Genomic DNA, 25241 nt, shown 5'->3' with positions numbered 1-25241 from the left:
TCGCAATGGCATGTATGCCCGACGCGGATTTCGCCGCGCCCTGTGCGGCGCATCAAGTATGTGGAGACTCAAGACATGGCCACCATTCCGATTACCAAGCGCGGTGCTGAAAAGCTCAAGACCGAGTTGCACCGCCTCAAGACCGTGGACCGACCCGCGGTGATTGCCGCCATCGCCGAGGCGCGCGCCCAGGGCGACCTGAGCGAGAACGCCGAGTACGAGGCCGCCAAGGACCGCCAGGGCTTCATCGAAGGCCGCATCCAGGAGGTCGAGGGCAAGCTCTCCGTGGCCCAGGTCATCGACCCGGCCACGCTGGACGCCGGCGGGCGCGTGGTGTTTGGCGCCACCGTTGAGCTGGAAGACGAGGACACGGGCGACGCCGTGAAGTACCAGATCGTCGGCGAAGACGAGGCCGACCTGAAGCTGGGCCTGATCAACATCTCCAGCCCGATCGCGCGCGCGCTGATCGGCAAGGAGTCCGGCGACACCGCCGAAGTGCAGGCGCCGGGCGGCATCCGCCGCTACGAGATCGTCGGCGTCAGCTACGCCTGAGGCGCGGCAAGGCGAATCCCGGTCATGCGTGCCCGATTGCCAGCGCTCATTGCCGCCCTGTGGTGGGGCAGCCTCAGCACCGTGGGATTCCTGGTCGTGCCGCTGCTGTTCGCCCACCTGCCCACGCCCGCCTTGGCGGGCGGAATGGCCGCGCGCCTGTTTGCCGCGCAGACCTGGGTGTCGGTGGTGTGCTGCATGCTTTTACTGCTTGTTTCAAGGCCAAAAGGCTCTGTAACCCAATACCCATGGGCGAAAGCAGCTATTGTTTTTATAGTCGGTGGCTTGTTGCTGGCGCTGCTGTCGCAGTTCGGCGTGGCGCCGCGCATCGTGGCGCGCCAGGACCTGCGGCTGTGGCACAGCGTGGGCAGCGTGCTGTACCTGGCGCAATGGGCCTGCGCGTTCACGGTGCTGTGGCACACGCTGCGCAGCCCTGCAAAACAGGCGGCCTGATCCCGGCACGCCGCCCGTCTATTCGTGCCAGTGCTCGGCCACCCAGGTGGCGGGCTGGATGAAGCGAAAACGCCGGTTGCGCCGGCCCGCGAGCGCGTCGGGCGGGTTGCATTCCCCATGAAAAATGACGATGCGCGCGCCCGGGGGCACGAACGGGGCTTTCCAGTAATTGGTCGGCCAGGCCGGAATGCCGTCGTACTTGAAGCTGGGGCACCAGTCCTTGGGCCAGTAGGCCAGCTTGCCCTGTTTGTGCAGGAAATCCGACAGGTAGGCCTGCTCGTTGCGGTACTGCCGACGGATCTCGGCAAAGTGGCCGCGGAAATACGCCAGCACGTCCGGATGCGCGCCCAGCTCGAAGCGGTAGACCGACGAGTTGCCGGTGATGCGCCAGGGCCGCTTGTAGTCGTGGATGATGAGAAATTCACCGGGCTGCGTGAAAAAGTCGTCCAGGCTGCCGGTGACGACCACATCCACGTCCAGGAACAGCGCGGTGCCGCGCAGACCGTGCAGGTCGGCTTGGAAGGTCGCCAGCTTGTTCCAGCCGCGCTCGGGAATGCCCGCAGGCAGGTCCAGTGGGGGAATCGGCAGGCACTGCACTTCGCTGCGGATGCCGGCGCTGTCGTCGGTCAGGCAGACGAAGTGGAAGTCGCCGCTCAGGTGGCGGCGCACCATCGCATATAGGCGGTTGACGTACTCGGGGCCGTACTTGCGGCCCCATTTCATGCAGATCACATGGCGCTGGGCGGCCGTGGCGGCAGGGGCGGTCGCGCTCATGTCGTCAGTCGGCCTGGCGCTTCTTGATGGATTTCTTCTTCGGCTTGGCGCGCTTGATCTGGCCACCCGAGGTCAGGCGCTGGTTGCCGAGCACGCGCAGGGTCTTGATCTCGGGGCGCTGGCCGCCGCGCTTGCTGTATTTCATGACCTTCACGTCGCGCGGGCCGGGCATGCGGTCCTCGTCGGCGGCGGCGCGCTCTTTTTCGGGCTGCGGGCGCCACAGCACGAGCAGCTTGCCGATGTGCTGGATGGGAGCGGCGTTCAGGTCGGCGGCCAGTTCCTGGTACATCAGCTCGCGCGCGGCGCGGTCATCGTTGAAGACGCGCACCTTGATGAGGCCGTGGGCGTTCAGCGCGGCATCGATTTCCTTGCGCACGCCAGGGGTGAGGCCATCGCCGCCGATCAGGACCACGGGGGCCAGGTGGTGGGCTTGGGCGCGTTGTTCCCGGCGCTCGGCCGGAGTGAGTTCAATTTGGGGCATGGGCCGTATTATCGAGGCAGGATGAAAGAAGCATGAAAGTCAAAACCCAAAGCAAGAAGGTGAACAAGGCGTGGCTCAACGACCATGTCAACGACACCTACGTCAAACTGGCCCACAAGGAGGGCTTTCGCGCGCGCGCCGCCTACAAGCTCAAGGAAATCGACGAACAGTTCGGACTGATCCGTCCCGGCCACACCGTGGTCGACCTGGGCAGCACGCCGGGTGCCTGGAGCCAGTATGTGCGCCGCCGCCTCTCGCCGACGGGCGCGGCCGCGGGGGGGCTCAACGGCAGCATCATTTCCCTGGACATCCTGCCCATGGAACCCATCGAGGGTGTGCTGTTCCTGCAGGGCGATTTCCGCGAGCCCGAGGTGCTGCAGCAGCTCGAGCAGGCGCTGCAGGGCCGCCAGGTGGACGTGGTGGTCTCGGACATGGCGCCCAACCTCTCGGGTATCGGATCGACCGACGCCGCACGCATTGCGCACCTGGTCGAGCTGGCGGTGGACTTCGCCTGCCAGCACCTGAAGCCCGAGGGTGCGCTGGTGGTCAAGCTGTTCCATGGCGGCGCCTATGCGCCGCTGGTGCAACTGTTCAAGGACACCTTTCGCGTGGTCAAGCCGGTCAAGCCCAAGGCATCGCGTGACAAATCCTCGGAAACCTTTCTGGTGGGCATCGGTCTCAAAAGCACGGCCTGAAGCTTGCCGCAGGTCAACAACACCGTCGCTGGCCCCTAAAGTCCGCATTCCGCCCATGGCCGCGAGGGGGCATTGCCCAAGGGCCTCGGGTTGAAACGCCTAAAATCGGGTCCACATAGGTCATGCCTGTTTCCCGCCACTCTCTCTGGAGTCCCGCTTGAACAATCAGTGGTTTTCAAAAATTGCCGTGTGGCTTGTCATCGCCATGGTGCTCTTCACCGTGTTCAAACAATTTGACACGCGCGCCGGTGCTGCCGCAGGCCATGTCGGCTATTCGGAATTCCTGGAAGAAGTGCGCGGCAACCGCATCAAGAGCGCCACCATCCAGGAAGGCCAGGGCGGCACCGAGATCGTGGCCGTCACCAACGATGACCGCCGCATCCGCACCACCGCCACCTACCTTGACCGTGGCCTAGTCGGCGACCTCATCAACAACAACGTCAAGTTCGACGTCAAGCCGCGCGAAGAGGGCTCGCTCCTCATGACGCTGCTGGTCAGCTGGGGGCCGATGCTGCTGCTGATCGGGGTGTGGGTGTATTTCATGCGCCAGATGCAGGGCGGGGGCAAGGGCGGCGCCTTCAGCTTTGGCAAGAGCAAGGCGCGCATGATGGACGAGAACAACAACACCGTGACCTTTGCCGATGTCGCCGGCTGCGACGAGGCCAAGGAAGAAGTCAAGGAAGTCGTGGACTTCCTGAAGGACCCGAACAAGTTCCAGAAGCTCGGCGGCCGCATTCCGCGTGGTCTGCTGCTGGTCGGCCCTCCGGGCACCGGCAAGACGCTGCTGGCCAAGTCGATCGCCGGCGAGGCCAAGGTGCCTTTCTTCTCGATCTCGGGTTCGGATTTTGTCGAAATGTTCGTCGGCGTGGGCGCGGCCCGCGTGCGCGACATGTTCGAGAACGCCAAGAAGAATGCCCCCTGCATCATCTTCATCGACGAAATCGACGCCGTGGGCCGCCAGCGCGGCGCCGGCCTGGGCGGTGGCAACGACGAGCGCGAGCAGACCCTCAACCAGATGCTGGTCGAGATGGACGGCTTCGAAACCAACCTCGGCGTGATCGTGGTGGCTGCCACCAACCGCCCTGACATTCTGGATGCGGCCTTGCTGCGCCCCGGCCGTTTTGACCGCCAGGTCTACGTCACGCTGCCCGACATCCGCGGCCGCGAGCAGATCCTGAATGTGCACATGCGCAAGATCCCGGTGAGCCAGGACGTCAACCCCGGCATCATCGCGCGCGGCACGCCCGGCATGTCGGGCGCCGATCTGGCCAACTTGTGCAACGAAGCGGCCCTGATGGCTGCGCGCCGCAACGCGCGCACCGTGGAGATGCAGGACTTTGAAAAGGCCAAGGACAAAATCCTCATGGGCCCGGAACGCAAGAGCATGGTCATGCCCGAGGAAGAGCGCCGCAACACGGCCTACCACGAGTCGGGCCACGCGCTGATCGGCAAGCTTTTGCCGAAGTGCGACCCGGTGCACAAGGTCACCATCATTCCGCGCGGCCGTGCTCTGGGCGTGACCATGAGCCTGCCCTCGCAGGACCGCTACAGCTACGACAAGGAATTCATGCTGAACCAGATCAGCATGCTGTTTGGCGGCCGCATTGCCGAGGAAGTGTTCATGCACCAGATGACCACGGGCGCCAGCAACGACTTCGAGCGCGCCACGTCCATCGCGCGCGACATGGTCACGCGCTACGGCATGACGGATGCCCTGGGCCCGATGGTCTATGCCGAAAACGAGGGCGAGGTGTTCCTCGGTCGCTCGGTCACCAAGACCACGACCATGAGCGAGTCGACCATGCAGAAGGTCGACCAGGAAGTGCGCAAGATCATCGACGAACAGTACGCCCTGGCGCGCAAGCTGATTGAAGACAACAGCGACAAGATGCACGCCATGGCCAAGGCCCTGCTCGAATGGGAGACCATCGATTCCGAGCAGCTGGACGACATCATGGCCGGCAAGGAACCGCGGCCACCCAAGGACTGGACGCCGCGCACGCCTCCGCCGTCTTCGGGCGATGGCCCAAGCGGTGGCTCGCCCGCCGTCGCTGCGGAGCCTGCGCCCACGGTCGCCTGACGCAAGGCGCCTTCACCACCACAACGGGGCTTGCAGCCCCGTTTTTGTTTTCTTTTTTCTGGAACCCCATGCTCTGGCAAACCACCCGTTTCACCCTGGACCTGACACGCCCGCTCACCATGGGCATCGTCAACGTGACGCCGGACTCCTTCTCCGACGGGGGGCGCCATGGCTCGGCTGCTGCGGCGCTGCGCCACTGCGAGCAGCTTCTCAAGGACGGTGCCGACATCCTCGACATCGGCGGCGAGTCCACCCGCCCCGGCAGCCCGGCCGTGGGCCTGGACGAGGAACTGGCGCGTGTGCTGCCTCTGGTGCGCGGCGCGGTCGGCCTGGGCGCGCCGATCTCCATCGACACCTACAAGCCCGAGGTCATGCGGGCGGCGCTCGACCTGGGTGCCGACATCGTCAACGACATCTGGGCCTTGCGCCAGCCCGGCGCGGCGCAGGTGGTGGCACGGCACCCGCGCTGCGGTGTCTGCCTGATGCACATGCACGGCGACCCCCAGACCATGCAGCTTGCGCCCATGGTGGGCGATGTGCTGCCGCAAGTGCTCCTGTTTTTAGAGCAATCAGCGCATGCCCTGCAAGCGCTAGGGGTCGAAAAGACCCGCATTGTGCTGGACCCCGGCATTGGGTTCGGCAAAACCGTGGAACAGAACTTCGCGCTGCTGGCACGCCAGCGGGAGCTGCTGGCGCTGGGCTATCCGGTGCTGGCAGGCTGGTCGCGCAAATCATCGCTGGGCGCTGTCACGGGGCTGGACGTGGACCAGCGGCTGCAGCCCAGCGTGGCCGCTGCGCTGCTCGCCGTGGAGCGCGGTGCGCGCATCGTGCGCGTGCATGACGTGCGCGAAACGGTGCAGGCCCTGGCGGTCTGGCGCGCTATGGAATCGGGCACGGCAGCGGCTGCAAGCCCTGTGCCGCACCGCCCATAGAACGACTGTCCGACCCAGGACCCTCCAAGCAGGGTGCGCCGTGACGAGCACCGCGTCTTTTCCCTGGCGGCGTCTGGTACCGCGTCGGGCGTGACAACGTGCCCGTGCCTGTGGTCTGGTGGCGCTGTTGCGGTTTTTTGCGCAGCCAATGTGACGGGATGTTGACCTGGCGCATGCCGAGTTCATTGGTGTTGGCAACTGGTCCCTTGATTTTTGTCATTAAATGTCTCAGGGGTTACCCTAAGACCACTTCAAGGACTTAGAAAGTTGCAAATGGCATTGTCTCGACGCAATCTACTCGGCGCTGCTGGCGCGGTCGGCACGGCAGGTCTGGCTGCCAGCCTGTTTCCGGTGGGGCCTTTTGCCCGGGCTTTTGCGCAAACGCCTGCGACCTCGGCGCTTGGCATTGCCTACGCCACCTGGACGGGCACGGTGGCGCATGCCACCCATTACGGCCCCTTCATCGCATCGGTGAAAAATGGCCGACTGGAAAAAGTGACCCCCACGCGCGCCGACGCCCGCTCGACCGAGATGCTGACCTTGGGGGTGCTGGGCCGCACCTATGACAAGACCCGGATCAAGGCACCGATGGTGCGCAAGTCCTACCTGGACGGACTGCAGGGCAACCGCAAGCCCGAGCTGCGCGGCAAGGAAGAGTTCGTCGAGGTGAGCTGGGACGTCGCACTGGGCCTGACCGCCAAGGCCATTCTCGACACCATCGAAAAACACGGCAACGAGGGCGTGTTCAGCAGCTCGTATGGCGGCTGGTCGCATGCCGGCATTTTTCGCCCCAACGTGCTGCAGGGCCGGTTTTTCAACCTGCTGGGCGGCTGCTCGGTCACCACGGGCGATTATTCGGGGGGTGCGGCGCAAATCATCATGCCGTATGTGATCGGCGACATGGAGGTGTATTCGGCCCAGACCGCCTGGGAGCAGGTGCGCGACAACACCGAAGTGTTTGTGTTCATCGGCTGCGACCCGAACAAGAACAACCGCATTGAATACACCGTGGCCGACCATGAGATGTACGACCACTGGGACGCGATCAAGAAGGCGGGGGTGAAATTTGTGTCGATCAACCCGCAGGTCACCACCACCGACGAGAAAATGGGTTCGGAGTGGGTCAAGATCGTTCCCAACACCGACACGGCACTGTTCCTGGCGATGGGCTACCACGTCTACACGACAGGCAAGCACAAGCAGGCGTTCATCGACAAATACACGGTGGGCTTTGACCGCTTCCTGGCGTACCTGCTGGGCAAGGACGCCGATGGCACGCCAGCGAAGACGCCCGAGTGGGCCGCCGCGATCACCGGCATTCCCGCCGCCAAGATCCGCGAACTGGCCGACCTGTTTGCCAGCAAGCGCACGCAGTTCGCGGGCTCCTGGGCCATCCAGCGCGCGCACCACGGTGAAATGCCGTACTGGGCCATCGTCAACTTCGCCTGCATGGTCGGCAACATCGGCCTGCCTGGTCAGGGCGTGGGCTTCAGCTGGCACTACGGCGGCGGCGGCATGCCGCAGTCGGGTGGCACGGGCCCGCGCGGCATGTCGCAAGGCCGCAACCCGGTCAAGAAAATCTGCCCGGCCTCCCGCATCAGCGAAATGCTGAACAACCCCGGCAAATCGTTCACCTACAACGGCACGACCTACCAGTATCCCGACCATGTCGGAATGATCTACAACGCTGGCAACAACCTGCTGTCGCACCAGCAGGACATCAACGAGCTGATCCGTGCGTTCAAGACGGTGGACACCATCGTGGTGCAAGACTGCTGGTGGACGGCTTCGACGCGCTGGGCCGACATCGTGCTGCCGGCGACCACCACACTCGAGCGCAACGACATCTCTTCGGGCGGCACCTATGGCATCGACAAGATCTTTGCCATGAAGCAGGTGATTGCGCCGGTGGGCGATGCGCTCGACGACTTTGAAATCTTCCGCCGCCTGTCGGCGCTGTGCGGCGTCGAATACGCCTTCACCGAAGGCCTCACCTCGCTCGATTACGTCAAACTGGCCTACGAAGGCAGCTCGGCCGCGGCGCAACTGCCGTGGGAGAAGTTCTGGGAGGCCGGCGTGGCCGAGATCAAGGTGCCCGAGGAGGCGCGCAAGTGGGTGCGCCACGGCGATTTCCGCACCGACCCGGTGAAGAACCCGCTGCACACCCCCACCGGCAAGATCGAGATGTATTCCGCCACCATCGACAAGCTCCAGCTCGACGATTGCCCGCCCATGCCCAAGTTCCTCGAACCTGCCGAGTACCTGGGCAACGCGAAAAAGGGCGAGCTGCATGTGGTGAGCCCGCACCCCTTCTACCGCCTGCACTCGCAAATGGCCAACGCCGAGCCGCTGCGCAAGCTGTATGCGGTGCAGGGGCGCGAGCCGCTGGTCGTGAACACGCAGGATGCCCGCGAGCGCGGCATCAAGAATGGTGACCTGGTCGAGCTCTACAACGACCGCGGCTCCATCGTCGTCGGGGCCGTGCTGTCCGACAAGATCATGCCCGGCGTGGTCAGCATCTACGAAGGCGGCTGGCCGCAACTCGACAGCAAGGGGCGCTGCAACAACGGCCTGGTCAACTTCCTGACTAGCAGCCGGCGTGCCAGCGCGCTGAGCCAGGCCACCACGGCAGACACCTGCCTGGCCAAGCTGCGCAAGTGCAAGGACCCGGAAAGCCCGACGCGCGCCTTCGAGCCTTCCAAGTCGGTCAAGCGGACGGTCCAATTCGACGAGAAGTTCTATGGCCTGGACCGCGCGGTGGCGCTCAAGGAAAAGTCGATGGCGTCGCTGAGCCCGGGCGAGAAGATCTTCTACCAGCGCTGCACGGTCTGCCATGGCCCGCGCGACCCTGGCCAGTTCAACGGCACGCAGTGGCTGGGCATCACGCAAAGCATGTTCCCGCGGGCCGGCCTGGACGACGGCGAGCGCAAGCTGGTGCTGGAGTTCCTGCTCAAGAACGCCAAGCCCTGACCCCGGCCCTTGGCCCCCTGCGCAGCCCCGCGATGCCGGCCACGGCCTCGCGGGGCTTTTTAGCTTTGTGGGCACTGCGGGCCGAGAGGGACATGGGCGGCCGCGCCGTGCGCTAGACTCAAATGCGACAAAACAGCAGCGTCACACCGACTCCATGACTCAAAAATACTTTGGCACCGACGGCATTCGGGGCACCGTCGGCCAGGCGCCCATCACCCCCGATTTTGTGCTGCGCCTGGCGCATGCCGTCGGCCGCGTACTGAAGCGGACCGAAGAGCGCCCCACGGTGCTGATCGGCAAGGACACGCGCATTTCGGGCTACATGCTGGAGAGCGCGCTCGAATCCGGCTTCAACTCCGCCGGCGTCGACGTGGTGCTGCTCGGGCCCTTGCCCACACCCGGCGTGGCCTACCTCACCCGCGCCCAGCGCGCGAGCCTCGGGGTGGTGATCTCTGCCAGCCACAATGCCTTTCCCGACAATGGCATCAAGTTTTTCAGCGCCCAGGGCACCAAGCTGCCCGACGCCTGGGAGCTGGCGGTCGAGGCCGCGCTGGACGAGCCCCCGGTGTGGGCTGATTCGGCTTCGCTGGGCAAGACGCGCCGGCTCGACGATGCCGCAGGCCGCTACATCGAGTTCTGCAAGAGCACCTTTTCCCACGACCTCACGCTGCGCGGCCTCAAGGTCGTGGTGGACGCGGCCCATGGCGCGGCCTACCAGATTGCGCCCATGGTGTTCCATGAGCTGGGCGCCGAGGTCATTGCCATCGGCTGCACCCCCGATGGCGTCAACATCAACGACGGCGTGGGCGCCACGCACCCGGCCGCGCTGGTGCAGGCGGTGCGTGCGCACCGCGCCGACTTCGGCATCGCCCTCGACGGCGATGCCGACCGGCTGCAGATGGTTGACGCGGATGGCCGCCTGTACAACGGCGATGAGTTGCTGTTCCTGATGGTGTGCGAGCGCATGGGGCGCGATGAGCATGTGCCCGGGGTGGTGGGCACGCTGATGACCAACATGGCGGTGGAGCTGGCCCTGCAGGCGCGCGGCGTGAAGTTCGTGCGCGCCAAGGTCGGCGACCGCTACGTGCTCGAAGCGCTGGCCCAGCACCACTGGATGTTGGGCGGAGAGGGCTCGGGCCACTTGCTGGTGCTCGACAAGCACACCACCGGCGATGGCCTGGTCAGCGCCTTGCAGGTGCTGCAGACCTGCGTGCGCACGGGCCAGAGCCTGGCACAGGCGCTGGCCGATCTGGTGCTGTTCCCGCAGGTGCTGTTGAACGTGCGCCTGCCGCCGGACCAGGACTGGAAATGCAATGCCCTGCTGGCCGAAGAAACCCGGGCCGTCGAGGCCGAGCTGGGCGGCTCAGGCCGCATTCTCATCCGCGCCAGTGGCACCGAGCCGCTGCTGCGCGTGATGGTGGAGGCGCGCGACGCAGCCCAGGCCCGCGCCTGCGCAGAGCGGCTGGCCGACGCCGCCCGGCGCGGTTGATTGCAATCATATTGATAGCTATCAACGCTTTATCCATCAGCGTTTGAGGCCCATTTGACTTGAATTCTGCCGGCGCAGCGGTGGATGCGCGGGCGCGCATGGCGGGCCTGGCATCCTCACCCTGGTCAAGGGTTCAAAGCGTCGGCTGTGCGGGTTTGCACCGGCGCGCGTGTAAACCCCGATGCAAGTAACAGAGTGCTTTCGTTAAGGTGCGACTCCAGGGCTGCCGCGCACCGCGGCGGCTTTTTGTGACATTTCACACATCGGAGACCGCCATGAAAATCAGCGAATTCAAGTGGGCAGCAATCACCTTGGCAGCGGCCAGCACGCTGCTTGCCTTGCCAGCCCATGCGGGCAAAACGCTCGACGGCATCAAGTCGCGCGGGCAGGTGGTCTGTGGCGTCCACACGGGTTTGGCGGGTTTTTCGGCGGCCGACTCCACGGGCAAATGGTCGGGGTTGGACGTGGACATCTGCCGCGCGACGGCCGCGGCGGTGCTTGGAGATGCAGAGAAGGTGAAATACGTGCCGCTGACGGCGCAGCAGCGCTTCACGGCGCTGCAATCGGGCGAGATCGATGTGCTCTCGCGCAACACGACCTTCACGCTCACGCGCGATGCATCGCTGGGCCTGAACCAGACGGTCGTCACGTACTACGACGGCCAGGGCTTCATCGTGCCAGTCAAGAGTGGCATCAAGAGCGCCAAGCAGTTCAAGAACCAGACGGTGTGCGTGCAGTCCGGCACCACCACCGAAAAGAACCTGACCGACTACTCCAAGGCCCACAGCCTCAACATCAAGACCGTGGTGTTCGAGAAGGAGGAGGCCGCCGTGGCGGCCTATTTCTCGGGCCGATGCATCTCGTACACCACCGACGCTTCGGGCCTGGCGTCGATCCGCAACAAGCAGGCCGCCACCCCGGCGGACCACACCATCCTGCCCGACCTGATCTCCAAGGAGCCCCTGGGACCGATGGTGCGCCGCGGGGACGATGAGTGGTTCGCCATCGTCAAGTGGGTGATCTACGGCCTGATCGAGTCCGAGGAATACGGCATCACCCAGGCCAATGTGGAGCAGATGAAAACCACCAGCAAGGACCCGGTGGTGTTGCGCATCCTGGGCGTGACGGAAGACATGGGCAAGCTGCTGGGCCTGGGCAAGGACTGGATGGCCAACGCACTCAAGGCGACGGGCAACTACGGCGAGATCTTCGAGCGCAATGTCGGGCCCAAATCGGCCCTGGGCTTGCCGCGCGGCCTCAACAACCAGTGGAACAACGGCGGCCTGATGTACGCCGATCCCGTGCGCTGAGCGCGCATACAGCGGGCCTTGGCCAGCCGGTGTGCGCCGGCGCAGCCCAGGCCACGGAGGGTGCTGCAGGCTCTGCAGCGCTGTTGCTCTCAACGAGATCTGGTGCCCATGTTTCCAACTGCCCCGCCCAAAAAGCGCACATGGTCCTGGCGCAGCCAAGCCTTCCGGGGCGCGGTGTACCAGCTTCTGGCCGTAGTGCTGATCGGCCTTGGAATCTGGTTTTTGGCGCACAACACCCTGCTCAACATGCGGGTGCGGGGCATCCAGAGCGGCTTTGACTTCCTGAGCCAGCCTGCGGGGTTCTCCATCGGCGAGAGCCTGTACCCGTTCGACTCCGCCGAGTCGTATTGGCGCGCCTTCGGCGTGGGCATCACCAACACCTTGCGCGTGGCCGTGGTGGGCATCGCGCTCGCCACGCTGCTGGGCACGCTCATCGGCGTTGGGCGGTTTTCCCGCAACGCCTTGGTGCGCGGGCTGTGCACCGCCTATGTAGAGTGCTTTCGCAACATTCCGGTGCTGCTGCAGTTGCTGATGTGGTACCTGCTGCTCACCGAAATTCTGCCTTCCACGGTCGACGCCTGGAAGCTCGGACCGTTCTTCCTGAGCAAGGGCGGATTCAACTTTCCGATTCCTGTCTGGTCTGCCGGGCATGGCTGGGCGGTGGGCGGGCTGGTGGGGGGCGTCGTGCTGGCCTGGGGGTACAGGCGCTGGGCCCTGCGGCGCTTCGAGGCCACGGGCCAGCCGCCCAGCCTGTGGCTTGCACCCGCGGCCATCGTGCTGCTGGCGACGCTGCTGGGATGGTGGCTGGGCGGGGCGCCGGCGGCATTCGACGTGCCTTTCAAAGGGGATTTTTCGATCGAAAACGGTGGCGCCGTCACCCCCGAATTCACGGCCGTGCTGCTCGGCCTGACGGTCTACACCACGGCCTTCATTGCCGAGGTGGTGCGTGCCGGCATCATGTCGGTGCCGGGCGGGCAGGGGGAGGCGGCTGCTGCGCTGGGCCTGAGCCGGGGGCAGGAGGTGCGCCTGGTCACGCTGCCGCAGGCGCTGCGCGTGATCATCCCGCCGCTCACCAACCAGTACCTCAACCTGACCAAGAATTCCTCGCTCGCCGTGGCCATCGGCTACCCCGACGTGGTGTCGATCGCCAACACCGCCATGAACCAGACGGGCCGGGCGGTGGAGTGCATCACCATCGTCATGGCGGTGTATCTGAGCACTTCGCTGCTCACCTCGCTGCTGATGGGCTGGTACAACGCGCGCGCCGCCATCCGGGAGCGCTGAACCATGGCCGCCCAAACCTTTGTCCCGATTCCACCGCGTCCAGCCCCCATCAAAACGGAGGGAGCGCTGGCCTGGGTGCGCACCAATCTGCTGGGAGACTGGCAGACCTCACTGGCCACCGTGCTGGTCGGTGGCCTGCTGCTGTGGTATGTGCCGCAAGTCTTGTACTGGGCGCTGGTCAAGGCGGTCTGGCTGCCCCAGGTCGAGGCCTGCCGCGCACCGGGTGCGGGCGCCTGCTGGGGCGTGATCGCCGAAAAATACCGCCTGATCCTCTTTGGCCGCTATCCGTACGAAGAGCAATGGCGTCCTCTGGTGGCCACGCTGCTGGTGATGGCGCTGCTGGTGGCCAGCTGCACACGCGCGTTCTGGCGGCCCTGGCTGCCGGTGCTGTGGGTGCTGGTGCTGTCGGTGTTTTTTGCCTTGATGCATGGCAGCGTGGCCGGGTTGTCGCGTGTCGAGACCGACCGCTGGGGGGGGCTGCCGCTGACCATCCTGCTGTCCACGCTGTCGATTGCGCTGGCGTTTCCGATCGCGCTGCTCGTGGCGTTGGGGCGGGTGTCGTCCTTGCCTGCCATTCGCAGCGCCTGCACCATTTACGTCGAACTGGTGCGCGGTGTGCCGCTGATCTCGGTGCTGTTCATGGCCTCGTTCATGTTTCCACTGTTCATGCCGCAAGGGCTCACGGTCAATGTTCTGGTGCGCGTGCTGGTGGGCATCACGCTGTTTGCCGCGGCCTATCTGGCCGAGGTGATTCGCGGCGGGCTGCAGGCCATTCCAAAGGGCCAGGTGGAGGCCGCGGCCACGCTGGGGCTGTCGTACTGGCAGACCCAGCGCAAGGTCGTGCTGCCGCAGGCGCTGGCGCTGGTGGTGCCGGGCATCATGAACAGCTTCATCTCCATTTTCAAGGACACGTCGCTGGTGGCCATCGTGAGCCTGTACGAGTTGACCGGCGCGCTGGACCTGGCGCTGAACTCCGACGCGAACTGGCGGCCTTTCAAGATCGAAGGCTACCTGTTCATTGCGCTGATCTATTTCATTTTCTGCTTCTCCATGTCGCGCTACAGCCGCTGGGTGGAAAAGCAGGCCAACAAGGGCCGGCAACGCTGAGCCCCGCCACCAATGCCCATGCCTGAATCCATCATCACCTTCGACAAAGTCAACAAGTGGTACGGCAACAGCTTCCATGTGTTGCGCGATATCGACCTGGATGTGGCGCGCGGCGAACGCATCGTCGTCTGCGGGCCATCGGGCTCGGGCAAGTCCACGCTGATCCGTTGCATCAACCGCCTCGAAGAGCATCAGCAGGGCCGGCTGGTGGTTGATGGCGTGGAGCTGAGCGACGACGTGCGTGTCATTGACGATGTGCGCAAAAAGGTCGGCATGGTGTTCCAGCAGTTCAACCTGTTTCCGCACCTCACCGTGCTGGAAAACCTCACGCTCTCGCCCATGTGGGTGGGCAAGCTGCCCAAGAAGGAGGCCGAGGCGCGCGCCATGCAGCAATTGGAGCGTGTGCGCATCGCCGAGCAGGCCGCAAAGTACCCGCTGCAGCTGTCGGGCGGGCAGCAGCAGCGCGTGGCCATTGCGCGCGCGCTGTGCCTGACCCCCAAAATCATGCTGTTCGATGAGCCCACCTCGGCGCTGGACCCGGAAATGATCAAGGAAGTGCTCGACGTGATGATCGAGCTGGCCAACCAGGGCATCACCATGATTTGCGTCACGCACGAAATGGGCTTTGCCAAGGCCGTGGCCGACCGGGTGATCTTCATGGACCAGGGGCAGATCGTCGAGCAGAACACGCCCGAGGCATTTTTCAACCACCCCGAAAACGAACGCAGCCGCGACTTCCTGTCCAAGATCCTGGGGCACTGAACGCCTATCCCGGCTGGGGACCTGCGCTTGGCTAGCGGCGCAGCCTCTCCAGCAGCTGGGCGGCAGGCAGGGGGCGGCCGTGGTAATAGCCTTGTGCTTCGGTGCAGCCTTGCTCGCGCAGGAAGCTCAGCTGCTCGTGTGTCTCGACGCCTTCTGCGGTCGTCTGCATGCCCAGGGCCTGCGCCATGCGGATGATGGCGCTGACGATGGCGCGGTCGTTGTTGTCCTCGCCCAAATCGCGCACGAACGACTGATCGATCTTGAGCTTGTAGATCGGGAAGCGCTTGAGTTGGCTCAGCGAGGAATAGCCGGTGCCGAAGTCGTCCATGGACATGCGCACGCCACGCGCGTGCAGGCGGTCCATGGTGTCGATGGCGGCGCGCGGGTCGTCCACGGCCACGCCCTCGGTCAGCTCCAGCTCCAGCGAGTCGGCGGGCAGCCCGGTTTCTTCCAGGATGCGCGTGATGAGCTCGGGCAGTTGGGGCTGGCGGAACTGCACCGCAGAGAGGTTGACCGCCATGGTCTTGAGCTCGACGCCTTGCGCGCGCCAGGCCTGCAATTGCGCCAGCGCCGTGCGCAGCACCCACTCGCCAATCGGGAGAATCTGGCCGCAATCTTCGGCGATCGGAATGAACTCGGACGGCGCGATGGGCCCCAACTCGGGATGGTGCCAGCGCAGGAGCGCTTCGACGCCCGTGATAACACCCGAGTCCAGGCAAATCTGCGGTTGGTAGACCAGCGTGAACTGTCCGCGCTCCAGGGCGCGGCGCAGCGCATTCTCCAGCTGCAGCGCACGCACCGACAGCGCGCGCATCTGCGGCGTGAAAAAACTGTAGGTGTTGCGCCCGTCGAGTTTGGCGCGGTACATGGCCACGTCGGCGCACTGGCTCAGCGTGTCGAAGTCCGCGCCATCATCAGGAAACAGTGCGATGCCCATCGAAGGCGCCATCGTCAGTTCGTGGTGGTCGATTTGGTAGGGCAGGCGCGAGGCCTGCAGCAGCTTGTCGGCGACGCGCGCCGCGCCCCGGGCATTGGCGCCGGGCAACAGCAGGATGAACTCATCGCCCCCGAGCCGGCACACCGTGTCCTTGTCGCGCACGACCGAGCGCAGGCGCTTGGCAATGGCCACGAGCAGCGCGTCGCCCACACGGTGGCCCAGCGAGTCGTTCACATGCTTGAAGTGGTCCAGGTCCAGAAAGATGACCGCCAGCGGGGTCTGGCTCTGCTGCGCCGCGTGGATGGCATGCTGGCTGCGCTCGGCCAGCAGCGCGCGGTTGGGCAGTCCGGTCAGGGCGTCGTAATGGGCCAGCCAATAGATGCGCTCCTGGTCCTGGCGGCGGTCGTTGATTTCGCGGTGCAGGTTGTCGACCGTTTCACTGAGCTGGCGGGTGCGCTCCAGCACCAGTTGCTCAAGTTCCTCGTGGACACGCGCCAATGCGGCCTGTGAGCGCTGGCGCTCGGTGATATCCATGGTGATCCACACCGTGCCGCGTTGCGGGTGCGCGGGGTCCACGGCCTTGCTGCGCACCTCGCACACCACGGTCGAGCCGTCCTTTTTGCGCAGCGTGAGTTCGCCCTCGAACGACAGCCCCTGCGACAGCGGGCCATAGCAGCGCTGCCCGACATGCTCCCACTCGGCGTCGCTGGTGTACCAGCGGCGCGAGAGGCTGCCCAGCAGTTCGCCCGGGCTGTAGCCAAGCATTTGCTCGAAATGCTGGTTGCAGCGCGTCAGGCGGCGCTCGCGCAGAAATACGATGCCGACCATGGCGTTGTCGAACAGTGCCTGCTTTTCCCACAGGGCTGCGTCCAGCAGGGCCTGGGCGCTGCGCTGGTCATCGATGTCGTCGATGATCCAGATGGAGCCCTCGGATGTGTCCTGCGGGTTGATGAGGCTGCCCGTGAGCCGTGCCCAGAACAGCGCGCCGTCGCGCCGGCGCATGGTGCGCTCGGTGCGGTAGGTTTGTCCGCCCGACAGCACCGGGTAGGCCGCGCGACCCAGCTCCTGGAACGCGGCGCGGTGGGGGTGGAAGCCTTCGCTGTTGTAGCCGACGAGCTCATTCTGCGAGCGGTAGCCAAAAATCTCTGCGTAACGCGGATTGCAGCGGACCACCCGGCGCTTGCGGATGAAAACGATACCGGCGCCCGCGCTGTCGAGCAGCACTTGCTGCTCGCGCAGCGCGCGTTGCAAGGGGGCGTCGACAGGGTCGATAACTTCCGAAAAAACGGGTGCGTCGTGCAAAAAGGACATGTCGCCGCTGGCGGTCGCAAGTGGGCTGGAAAGTGTACGAAAGTGTATCAGCGCAGGGGGATTTTGGGCTAGGCGCATGCAATTGTTACGCAGGCATGGCCCGGGTTTTTCGCCTTGTGTTGGAGCCGCTGGGTGCCGCACCGAAGTGTTATGGGTGTCATGAATTTGCCGCGCAGCGGACATGGGCGCGTCATGACCGTCTTTCAGACTGTTGATCGAGAGGCCGGGCGTGGTGCCGGGCTGTGGGTCACACGGCGGATGCCGCAGCAGGCGTCCGGCAGAACAGGAGAACCTGATGGACGATTTACCCCACCCCGCCGGGCCGTTGCCTTTGGCACCTGCCGTGCGGGAGGCGCTTCATCCGCTGCCCAGAGTGGCGGGCGTGCCGGCGCCCGCCGAGGGCCGCACGGAATATGCGGTGGCTTGGGCGCGGCACCAGGACGAAGTGCGCGAGGCCCAGCGCCTGAGGTTCGATGTCTTTGCCACCGAGATGGGCGCGCGCTTGAGCAGCCCCGAGCCGGGCCACGACATCGATCTGTTTGACGACTTTTGCGAGCACCTGCTGGTGCGCGATGCGCGCAGCCAGCAGGTGATAGGCACCTACCGCGTGTTGACGCCAGCCCAGGCGCGCCGTGTGGGTTGCACCTACAGCGACACCGAGTTCGACCTGACCCGCCTGCGGGGCCTGCGCGATCGCATGGTGGAACTGGGGCGCAGCTGCGTGCACCCCGGGCACCGGCAAGGCGGCGTGATCTTGGCGCTGTGGGGGGCGCTGGCGGACTTCATGGTGCGCAACCGGCTCGACACGATGATGGGGTGCGCCAGCATTCCCATGCTGCACCAGGGGGTGGTGAGTGGCCATGCCGCAGCCAGCATCTGGGAGCAGCTGCGCCAGACCCATCTGGCGCCGATCGAGCACCAGGTGCTGCCGCGCCTGGCGCTGCCGGTGGAGCGGCTCGATGGCTCGCTGCGCATCGAGCCCCCCGCGCTCCTGAAGGGCTACCTGCGCCTGGGCGCCCGGGTGCTGGGTGCGCCCGCGTGGGACCCCGACTTCAACACGGCGGACCTGCCGATGATGATGCGCATTGCCGACCTGGCGCCGCGCTACCGCAAGCATTTCCTGGGCGCTCAGTGATTGGGGGCGGCGGTCCGCCGCGGCGCACCGCGCCCGCAGGGGTGTCATATGTCATGTCATGAAGTTGTCATATCTGCTTTTGATACTTCCAGCTTGTCAGTGTCCTGGAATGTGTCCATGCCCGTCGAGTGCGCCCAAAGAACCGAACCGCCGTTTTCCACCGGCGATGCGCCATCCACACCGGACGCCGTGCCTGCTGGAACGCCAGAGGCAGAGCCAGAATGGGCCGAGCCGGTGAGCGAGGGGGCGGAAGATCGCCCTGCGGCTGCGTTGCTGGACCGGGACCACAGCATTCTGGCGTTCAACGAGCGCGTGTTCGACTGGGCCGTGCGGCCCGATGTGCCCCTGTTGGAGCGCCTGCGCTACCTGTGCATCGTGTCGTCCAACCTGGACGAGTTTTTCGAGGTGCGCGCAGCCCCGCATGTGGCAGCGGCCCGCAACGGCGACACCAAGGGGGCGTGCACTGCGGTCTCGTTCGAAGCCATCTCCGCCCAGGCGCACGCCCTGGTAACCCGCCAGTACGCGCTCTACAACGACGTGCTGGTGCCGGCGTTCGAGGCGCAGGGCATCCGCATCGTTTCGCAGGGCGCGCGCAGCGCGGCGCAGCGCCGCTGGGTGCGGGGCTATTTCCACCGCGAAGTGCGCCCTCTGCTGGTGCCCGTGGGGCTCGATCCGGCGCACCCGTTTCCGCAGGTGGCCAACAAGACGCTGAACTTCATCGTGCGCCTCAAGGGCAGCGACGCCTTTGGGCGTGAGAACGAGATTGCCATCGTGCGCGTGCCGCGTGTCTTGCCGCGCCTGATCCGCATGCCCGCCGGCGTGGCGCCCCGAGGGGCGCAGTTCGTCAGCCTGTCGAGTGTGGTGCGCGCACACCTGGCGGAGTTGTTTCCTGGCCGGCAGGTCACGGAGTTTTCGCAGTTCCGCGTCACACGCCACTCCGATCTGGCGGTGGACGAAGAGGATGTGCGCAGCCTGCGCACCGTGCTGCGCCAAGGCCTGCAGCAGCGCAACTATGGCGAGGCCGTGCGGCTGGAGGTCTCGTCCGGCTGTTCCCGGTTTTTGTCGGACTTCCTGCTGCAGCAGTTCGGTTTGCCGGCCGGCGCGCTGTACCGCGTGCACGGGCCGGTCAACCTCGTGCGCCTGGCGCAGCTGGTCGACTTGGTGCAGGCACCCGAGCTGCTGTTTGCGCCCTGGCAGGCGGCCGCGCCGCGCCGCATGCTGGCCGGCGAATCCATCATGGCCGAGATGCGCCGGCGCGACGTGCTGATCCACCAGCCGTTCGAGAGCTTCGACGGCGTGCTGGCATTCTTGCGCGAAGCGGTCAACGATCCGCAGGTGGTGGCCATCAAGCAGACCATCTATCGCACAGGGTCCGACCCGCAGATGATGGAACTGCTGCGGGAAGCGGTGCGCCGAGGGAAAGAGGTCATGGCCGTGGTCGAGCTCAAGGCGCGCTTCGACGAAGAGGCCAACATCAACTGGGCCGAGGCGCTCGAGTCCGTGGGTGCGCAGGTGGTCTATGGCGTCGTCGGCCTCAAGACCCACGCCAAGATGCTGCTGGCCACGCGCCGCGAAGGCCGGCACCTGCGCCGCTACGGCCACCTGTCCACCGGCAACTACAACCCGAGCACGGCGCGCCTGTACACCGATCTGAGCTACTTCACGGCCGACGAGGACACCACGGCCGACATGGACAGCGTGTTCAACCACCTGGCCAGCCAGAACCGCCTGCCGCGCATGCGCCGCCTGCTGGTGGCGCCGTTCCACCTGCACCGGCGCACGCTCGAAAAAATCGAGCAGGTCGGCCTGGCCGCCAGCCGGGGGCAGGGCGGGCGCATCGTGGCGAAGATGAATGCGCTCACCGACGAGGCGCTGGTGCATGCGCTGCTGCTGGCCGGCCAGCGCGGCGTGCAGATCGATCTGATCGTGCGCGGCGCCTGCATCCTGCCGGCGCAGGTGCCGGGGCTGAGCGACAACATCCGCGTGCGCTCCATCATTGGCCGCTTCCTGGAACACTCGCGCGTGTTCTATTACCGCTGCGGGGAAGACGAAGAGCTCTACCTCTCCAGCGCCGACTGGATGAACCGCAACATGCTGCGCCGCGTCGAGATTGCCTGGCCCGTGACCGACCCGCAACTGCGCCAGCGCATCATTGACGAGTGCCTGGTGGCCTACCTCTGCGATGACCGCGATGCCTGGAGTCTGCAGGCCGATGGCCGGTATGAGCGCGTCCACGGGCCAGACGGGGGCACGGGGGCGCAGGACGCCCTGATGCAACGCTACGGCCCCGTGTCGCGCTCCACCGCGCAGGCGGATTGAGGGGGCCCGCATGATGGACCTGATCCTGTGGCGCCACGCCGAAGCGCAGGATGCGCCCGAGGGCATGGACGACCTGCAACGCACCTTGACCGCGCGCGGTGAAAAGCAGGCCGCCCGCATGGCGGCATGGCTGGACCGCCAACTCCCCAACGGCCTGCGCGTGCTGTGCAGCCCGGCGCGTCGCACCGAGCAGACCGCCCAGGCCCTGGGCCGCAAATACAAGCTGCGCGCCGAGTTGCTGCCCGGCGCAAGCCCCGCGGAGTTGCTGGAGCTCGCGCAGTGGCCGCGTGCGCGCGGCGCGGTGCTCGTGGTGGGGCACCAGCCGGTGCTCGGGCAGACGATTGCGCAGCTGCTGGGTCAGACGTCCGGCGAGTGCGCGGTGCGCAAGGGCTCGGTGTGGTGGCTGCGCCAGCGCCAGCGGATGGACCAGCTCGAAACCGTGGTGCTGGCCGTGCAGTCGGCCGACTTCCTGTAACCACGTTCCAACGCCGCCCGCTGTGCCGCGCCGTGGCGCGCAAGGTGCCTGCGGCCGCGTTCAAGGACCTTGTTCAGGGCACCGTGAGGGCCAGCTCCCACGGCGTTTTCTGCCAGGCCAGCACTTCTTCGCGCAGAAGGTGGGCCGACTGCGGAAACGCCGCCGCCCATCCGGCGCGCGCGCTCAGCACGATGCGCTGCCCTTGTTGCGCGATCGCCAGCCCCTGTATATCGGGGTCGCGCCGCGCGTGGCACAGCGCGACGGCCAGGCGCAGGCACAGCAGCGGCAGCGCCGTGCCGGCATCGCCCAGCTCGGCTTCGATTTTCTTGAGCTTGCCGCGGTGGCCCAGCACCAGCAGGGCCAGGCGGTGCATTTCGGGCATGGCAAAGCCGGCGGCGTCGGTGTTGTCGAGGATGTAGGCGCCGTGCCGGTGGTAGTCGCTGTGGGCGATGCGGCAGCCCACTTCGTGCAACTGCGCGGCCCACTGCAGCTTGCGCAGCGCTGGGCTCGCGTCGCCTGGGCACAGCTGGGAAAACAGCGCACAGGCCACCTGGCGCACGCGCTCGGCCTGGGCGCCGTCCACGCCAAAGCGCAGCATCAAAGCGCGCACGGTGGCCGCGCGCAGGTCGGTCTCCGGCTGCTCGCGGTCGACCAGGTCGTACAGCGCGCCCTGGCGCAGGGCGCCCTGCGCCACCCGCATCTCGTCGATCTCCAGCAGGTCGAACACGGCCCGCAGCACGCTGATGCCGCCGCCAATGACGGGGCGGCGGTCTTCCTTGAGGCCGTCCAGGCGCACGCGATCCGCGCTTTGGGCGCGCAGCAGGCGCTCCTGCAGCCAGTCGAGGTCGGCGCGCTGGATGCGCCCCGCGGGCTGTCCGGCCGCGGCCAGGATCTCGCCGACGGCGCCCACCGTGCCCGAGGAGCCATAGGCCACGTCCCAGGCGCCGCGGCAGAAGCTCTCCTGTGCCTCGTCCAGCACGGCCTTGGCGGCGACCTCGGCGGCGGTGAACGCCTGCGGGGTGAAAGCGCCATCGGCAAAGTAGCGCCAGGACCAGGCCACGCTGCCCACCGGGAACGACGCCACGGCGTGCGCCTGGTATTGCTGGCCGACGATCAGCTCGGTCGAGCGTCCGCCGATGTCCACCACCAGGCGCCGTTCGTCCGACTGCGGCAGCAGCCGTGCCACGCCCTGGTAAATCAGGCGCGCCTCCTCGGGGCCCGACACCACTTCGATGGGGTGGCCGAGGATTTCGCTGCCGCGCTGCAGGAACGCGTCGCGGTTGCGCGCCTCGCGCAGGGTTTGCGTGGCCACGGCGCGCACCTGCGCGGGGGCAAATCCGGCCAGGCGCTCGGCAAAGCGGGCCAGGCAGTCCCAGCCGCGCTGCATGGCCTGCGCGCTGAGGTTGAGTTGCTCGTCCAACCCCGCGCCCTGGCGCACCGTTTCCTTGCGGTATTCGACGCGCTGGATGTGGCCGTGCTCCAAACGGCCGATTTCAAGGCGAAAGCTGTTCGATCCGAGATCGACAGCGGCGAGCAATGTTCCGTGGTGCATGGGGGGTGCCTGGGGTGCCGGCTTTGTGGCGGCGCAGCATAGCATTCGCCGAGGGCGTCAGCCGACGATGCGGCCGTCCGGGGTCAGCATGGTTTGCGTGACGTAGGCGTTGGCCCGCCTTTTGCCCTGGAAGGCGACGGTGAAGCCGCCGATGTGGGTGTCGGTGCGCCGGCGCAGGGCCGCCAGCGCGCTGGCACGCGTCAAAGGGCCTTCGGCGCGCGCCAGGGCCTCGGCGGTGTAGCGCGCTGCAATGAAGCCGGCCAGTCCCAGCGGCGTGGGCGGTTCGTCGTACAAGCGCGCCAGGGCGCTGCGGTAGGCGCGCACCACTGGCAGGGGAGACGTGATCAGGGGCACGGCCTGCGTGGCAATCACCGAGGTGTTGTGCGGCATGCCTTTCATTTGTGCCAGCACCTGCAGGTTCACATCGGCCAGCGCCACCACATAGCACTGGCGCCCGGGCGGCAGCTGGATCTGGCGCGTGAAGTCGTGCAGCTCCGGCGTGCCTCCGACGAACAGGATGAGGGCGTGGCGCTGCGCGGCGCGGGCCGCGTCGCGGCGTGCCAGCGGCAGGGGCTGCATGCGCACCGACAGGGTTTGCGCCGCCCGCGCGATCTCGGCCTGCGACTGCTGCTGGATGCTGGCGCTGCCGTAGGCCACGCCCATGTCCTGCACGCCCATGCTGGCCAGCGTCTTGAGGGCGTGCGCGATCTGCGCCTGGTAGCCCGGAAAGATGTCGAACACCGTGTCGTCTGGCCAGGCTTCGGTGCCGTGCAGCCACGGCGCCACCTGGGCCAGCGGCGTGCCGGTGCCCGAGCGCGCTTGCAGGGTGGCCAGGCCGGCGGCGGCGGCGTTGCCCACGCAGCCCGACAGCGCCACGCAGTCCGCCGTGGCCTGCGCCTTGTGCCATGCGGCCTGCAGGCCGGCGGCGCTGCCGTCGGTCTCCAGCACCAGGTGCTGTACCGGCCGGCCGGCCAGGCCGCCCTGGGCATTGAGCTCTTGCCAGGCGGCGCGCGAGCCGGTCAGAAAATCGCGGCTCACGTCTTGCTGCGCGGCCGAGAGGTCGGCGATCTGGGCGATCGTGACGGCGCGGCCCGCCGGCGCCGGCGCCGACCAGGCGACGGGCGCAGCGCCGGCCAGCGCCGTGCACTGCAGCCAGCGCCGGCGGCTCAGGGAGGGGAGGGCGGGGCGCTTGGAGGGCAGGGGCGGAGGGGTGAACACGGTGGACGTTTTCTGCGGTGGCCGGATAGGAAGGTTCAAAAAAGTGAGCTACCAGCGCTGGTTTTTTCTGTGTTTCAGATAGTTTTGTGTCTGAAAACCAATGAAAACGAGCGCATTCAGCTATGGTTTTTGAATTTCTTGCAGGCCAGCCTTTGCGGGAGCGGCCCGTGGCGGCAGCCTAGGCAGGTGCTGTGACAGGGCTGTGACATCTGTTTCATCCGGGGATATGACGGCATTTCCGTGTGTCACAACAATGTCACACAGGCCTTTTAGAGTCGCCTCAACCCCACTTTCTCAACCCAAAGGTCTTTTCATGAAAATGTCCGCGATTCGAATTCTGGTGGCTGGCGTGGTGTCCGCCGGTGCATTCTCTGGCGCCTGGGCGCAGCAAGAGGCCACGGGCGCCGGTGCGAGCTTCCCGGCGCCGCTGTACTCCAAGTGGGCGTCCGATTACCACAAGGCCACGGGCGTCAAGATCAACTACCAGTCGGTGGGCTCGGGCGCGGGTCTGCGCCAGATCGAAGCCAAGACGGTGGACTTCGGCGCTTCGGATGCGCCCCTCAAGGACGACGAGCTGAGCAAGAAGGGCCTGGTGCAGTTCCCCACGGTGATCGGTGGCATCGTGCCCGTGGTCAACATCAAGGGCATCGAACCCGGCCAGCTCAAGCTCAGCGGCCAGGTGCTGGGCGACATCTATCTGGGCAAGATCACCCAGTGGAACGATGCGGCCATCAAGGCCCTGAACCCCAGCCTGGCCCTGCCCGACGCGGCCATCGCTCCCGTGCGCCGCGCCGACGGCTCGGGCACGACCTTTGGCTTCACCAACTACCTGAGCAAGGTCAATGCCGAATGGAAGACCAAGGTCGGTGAAGGCACGGCCGTGAACTGGCCCACGGGTGCGGGCGGCAAGGGCAACGAAGGCGTCGCCGCTTTCGTGGGCCGCCTGCCCAACTCCATCGGCTACGTGGAATATGCGTACGTCAAGCAAAACAAGATGACCTATGCCCTGCTGCAAAACAGCGCCGGCACCTTCGCGTCGCCCACCGAAGGCTCCTTCAAGGCTGCCGCGGCCGGTGCCGACTGGGCCAAGAGCTTCTACCAGATCCTGACCAACCAGCCCGGCAAGGAATCGTGGCCCATCACGTCGGCCACGTTCATCCTGATGCAAAAATCGCAGGACAAGCCCGCGCAGGCCGCCACGGCGTTGAAGTTCTTCGAGTGGGCGTACAAATCGGGTGATGCGACGGCTTCCAGCCTGGACTACGTGCCCATGCCCGATGTCGTAAAGACCCAGATCATGAAGTCATGGGGCGATATCAAGGACACTTCGGGCAAGGCCATTGCGCTGAAGTGATTCCCCGGGCCGGCCTGGTGCCGGCCTGTGTTCCATTGCATTCTTTCAAGGCAC

General features: G+C 66.1%; 20 protein-coding genes. 15 read left to right on the top strand and 5 right to left on the bottom strand.

Annotation, left to right across the window (positions count from 1 at the left end; genetic code table 11):
- The first annotated feature begins 75 nt into the window (after positions 1 to 75).
- Positions 76 to 552 (top strand): transcription elongation factor GreA, encoded by a 477-nt coding sequence (gene greA / locus B2J89_RS00190; RefSeq protein ID WP_169167212.1) that lies wholly within the window; start codon positions 76 to 78, stop codon positions 550 to 552.
- Between the two features lie 24 nt (positions 553 to 576).
- A complete protein-coding gene (locus tag B2J89_RS00185; RefSeq protein ID WP_169167211.1) occupies positions 577 to 1002 on the top strand; it encodes a DUF4149 domain-containing protein in 426 nt (141 codons plus the stop codon).
- Between the two features lie 18 nt (positions 1003 to 1020).
- Here the strand turns inward: B2J89_RS00185 and B2J89_RS00180 are convergent, their stop codons facing one another.
- Both B2J89_RS00180 and B2J89_RS00175 read right to left on the bottom strand, forming a co-directional pair.
- The gene (locus tag B2J89_RS00180) at positions 1021 to 1776 is read right to left on the bottom strand and encodes a glycosyltransferase (protein ID WP_169167210.1); all 756 of its coding nucleotides are present in this window, start codon (positions 1774 to 1776) and stop codon (positions 1021 to 1023) included.
- Positions 1777 to 1780: 4 nt separating this feature from the next.
- Positions 1781 to 2257, bottom strand: a complete 477-nt coding sequence (locus B2J89_RS00175; protein ID WP_169167209.1) for a YhbY family RNA-binding protein — start codon at positions 2255 to 2257, stop codon at positions 1781 to 1783.
- A 32-nt stretch (positions 2258 to 2289) separates the two neighbouring features.
- Here B2J89_RS00175 and B2J89_RS00170 point away from each other — a divergent pair, with 32 nt between their 5' ends.
- The 9 genes from B2J89_RS00170 to B2J89_RS00130 all read left to right on the top strand — a co-directional run bounded on the left by B2J89_RS00170 (position 2290) and on the right by B2J89_RS00130 (position 14886).
- Positions 2290 to 2952 (top strand): RlmE family RNA methyltransferase, encoded by a 663-nt coding sequence (locus B2J89_RS00170; RefSeq protein WP_169167208.1) that lies wholly within the window; start codon positions 2290 to 2292, stop codon positions 2950 to 2952.
- 157 nt (positions 2953 to 3109) lie between these two features.
- The gene (gene ftsH / locus B2J89_RS00165; RefSeq protein WP_169167207.1) at positions 3110 to 5032 is read left to right on the top strand and encodes an ATP-dependent zinc metalloprotease FtsH; all 1923 of its coding nucleotides are present in this window, start codon (positions 3110 to 3112) and stop codon (positions 5030 to 5032) included.
- Between the two features lie 68 nt (positions 5033 to 5100).
- On the top strand, positions 5101 to 5964 hold the full coding sequence (folP, locus tag B2J89_RS00160) for a dihydropteroate synthase (protein ID WP_169167206.1): 864 nt from the start codon (positions 5101 to 5103) through the stop codon (positions 5962 to 5964).
- 273 nt (positions 5965 to 6237) lie between these two features.
- The gene (locus B2J89_RS00155) at positions 6238 to 8934 is read left to right on the top strand and encodes a molybdopterin-dependent oxidoreductase (protein WP_169167205.1); all 2697 of its coding nucleotides are present in this window, start codon (positions 6238 to 6240) and stop codon (positions 8932 to 8934) included.
- Positions 8935 to 9088: 154 nt separating this feature from the next.
- Positions 9089 to 10423 (top strand): phosphoglucosamine mutase, encoded by a 1335-nt coding sequence (glmM, locus tag B2J89_RS00150; RefSeq protein WP_169167204.1) that lies wholly within the window; start codon positions 9089 to 9091, stop codon positions 10421 to 10423.
- 275 nt (positions 10424 to 10698) lie between these two features.
- The gene (locus B2J89_RS00145; protein WP_169167203.1) at positions 10699 to 11733 is read left to right on the top strand and encodes an amino acid ABC transporter substrate-binding protein; all 1035 of its coding nucleotides are present in this window, start codon (positions 10699 to 10701) and stop codon (positions 11731 to 11733) included.
- A gap of 108 nt (positions 11734 to 11841) precedes the next feature.
- A complete protein-coding gene (locus B2J89_RS00140) occupies positions 11842 to 13017 on the top strand; it encodes an amino acid ABC transporter permease (RefSeq protein ID WP_169167202.1) in 1176 nt (391 codons plus the stop codon).
- A 3-nt stretch (positions 13018 to 13020) separates the two neighbouring features.
- Positions 13021 to 14124, top strand: a complete 1104-nt coding sequence (locus B2J89_RS00135; RefSeq protein ID WP_169167201.1) for an amino acid ABC transporter permease — start codon at positions 13021 to 13023, stop codon at positions 14122 to 14124.
- Positions 14125 to 14142: 18 nt separating this feature from the next.
- Entirely contained in the window at positions 14143 to 14886 is a 744-nt protein-coding gene (locus B2J89_RS00130) for an amino acid ABC transporter ATP-binding protein (RefSeq protein ID WP_169167200.1), read from the top strand.
- Positions 14887 to 14917: 31 nt separating this feature from the next.
- Here B2J89_RS00130 and B2J89_RS00125 read toward each other — a convergent pair whose 3' ends face one another.
- On the bottom strand, positions 14918 to 17134 hold the full coding sequence (locus B2J89_RS00125) for a bifunctional diguanylate cyclase/phosphodiesterase (protein WP_169167199.1): 2217 nt from the start codon (positions 17132 to 17134) through the stop codon (positions 14918 to 14920).
- A 295-nt stretch (positions 17135 to 17429) separates the two neighbouring features.
- Here B2J89_RS00125 and B2J89_RS00120 point away from each other — a divergent pair, with 295 nt between their 5' ends.
- From B2J89_RS00120 to B2J89_RS00110, 3 genes are all read left to right on the top strand, one after another.
- On the top strand, positions 17430 to 18269 hold the full coding sequence (locus tag B2J89_RS00120; RefSeq protein WP_169167198.1) for a GNAT family N-acetyltransferase: 840 nt from the start codon (positions 17430 to 17432) through the stop codon (positions 18267 to 18269).
- A gap of 117 nt (positions 18270 to 18386) precedes the next feature.
- A complete protein-coding gene (gene ppk1, locus B2J89_RS00115; protein WP_169167197.1) occupies positions 18387 to 20588 on the top strand; it encodes a polyphosphate kinase 1 in 2202 nt (733 codons plus the stop codon).
- Positions 20589 to 20598: 10 nt separating this feature from the next.
- Positions 20599 to 21063, top strand: coding sequence for a histidine phosphatase family protein (locus tag B2J89_RS00110; protein WP_169167196.1), 465 nt, complete (start codon positions 20599 to 20601; stop codon positions 21061 to 21063).
- A 73-nt stretch (positions 21064 to 21136) separates the two neighbouring features.
- Here B2J89_RS00110 and B2J89_RS00105 read toward each other — a convergent pair whose 3' ends face one another.
- Both B2J89_RS00105 and B2J89_RS00100 read right to left on the bottom strand, forming a co-directional pair.
- On the bottom strand, positions 21137 to 22615 hold the full coding sequence (locus tag B2J89_RS00105; RefSeq protein ID WP_169167195.1) for a Ppx/GppA phosphatase family protein: 1479 nt from the start codon (positions 22613 to 22615) through the stop codon (positions 21137 to 21139).
- Positions 22616 to 22672: 57 nt separating this feature from the next.
- Positions 22673 to 23833, bottom strand: coding sequence for an ABC transporter substrate-binding protein (locus tag B2J89_RS00100; RefSeq protein ID WP_371809012.1), 1161 nt, complete (start codon positions 23831 to 23833; stop codon positions 22673 to 22675).
- A 313-nt stretch (positions 23834 to 24146) separates the two neighbouring features.
- Here B2J89_RS00100 and pstS point away from each other — a divergent pair, with 313 nt between their 5' ends.
- A complete protein-coding gene (pstS, locus tag B2J89_RS00095) occupies positions 24147 to 25187 on the top strand; it encodes a phosphate ABC transporter substrate-binding protein PstS (protein WP_169167194.1) in 1041 nt (346 codons plus the stop codon).
- The last annotated feature ends 54 nt before the right edge of the window (positions 25188 to 25241 follow it).

It is taken from the genome of Acidovorax sp. SRB_24, assembly GCF_012931925.1.
Note: the sequence above shows the minus strand (reverse complement) of the source record. Positions and strands in the feature narration are given on the sequence as shown.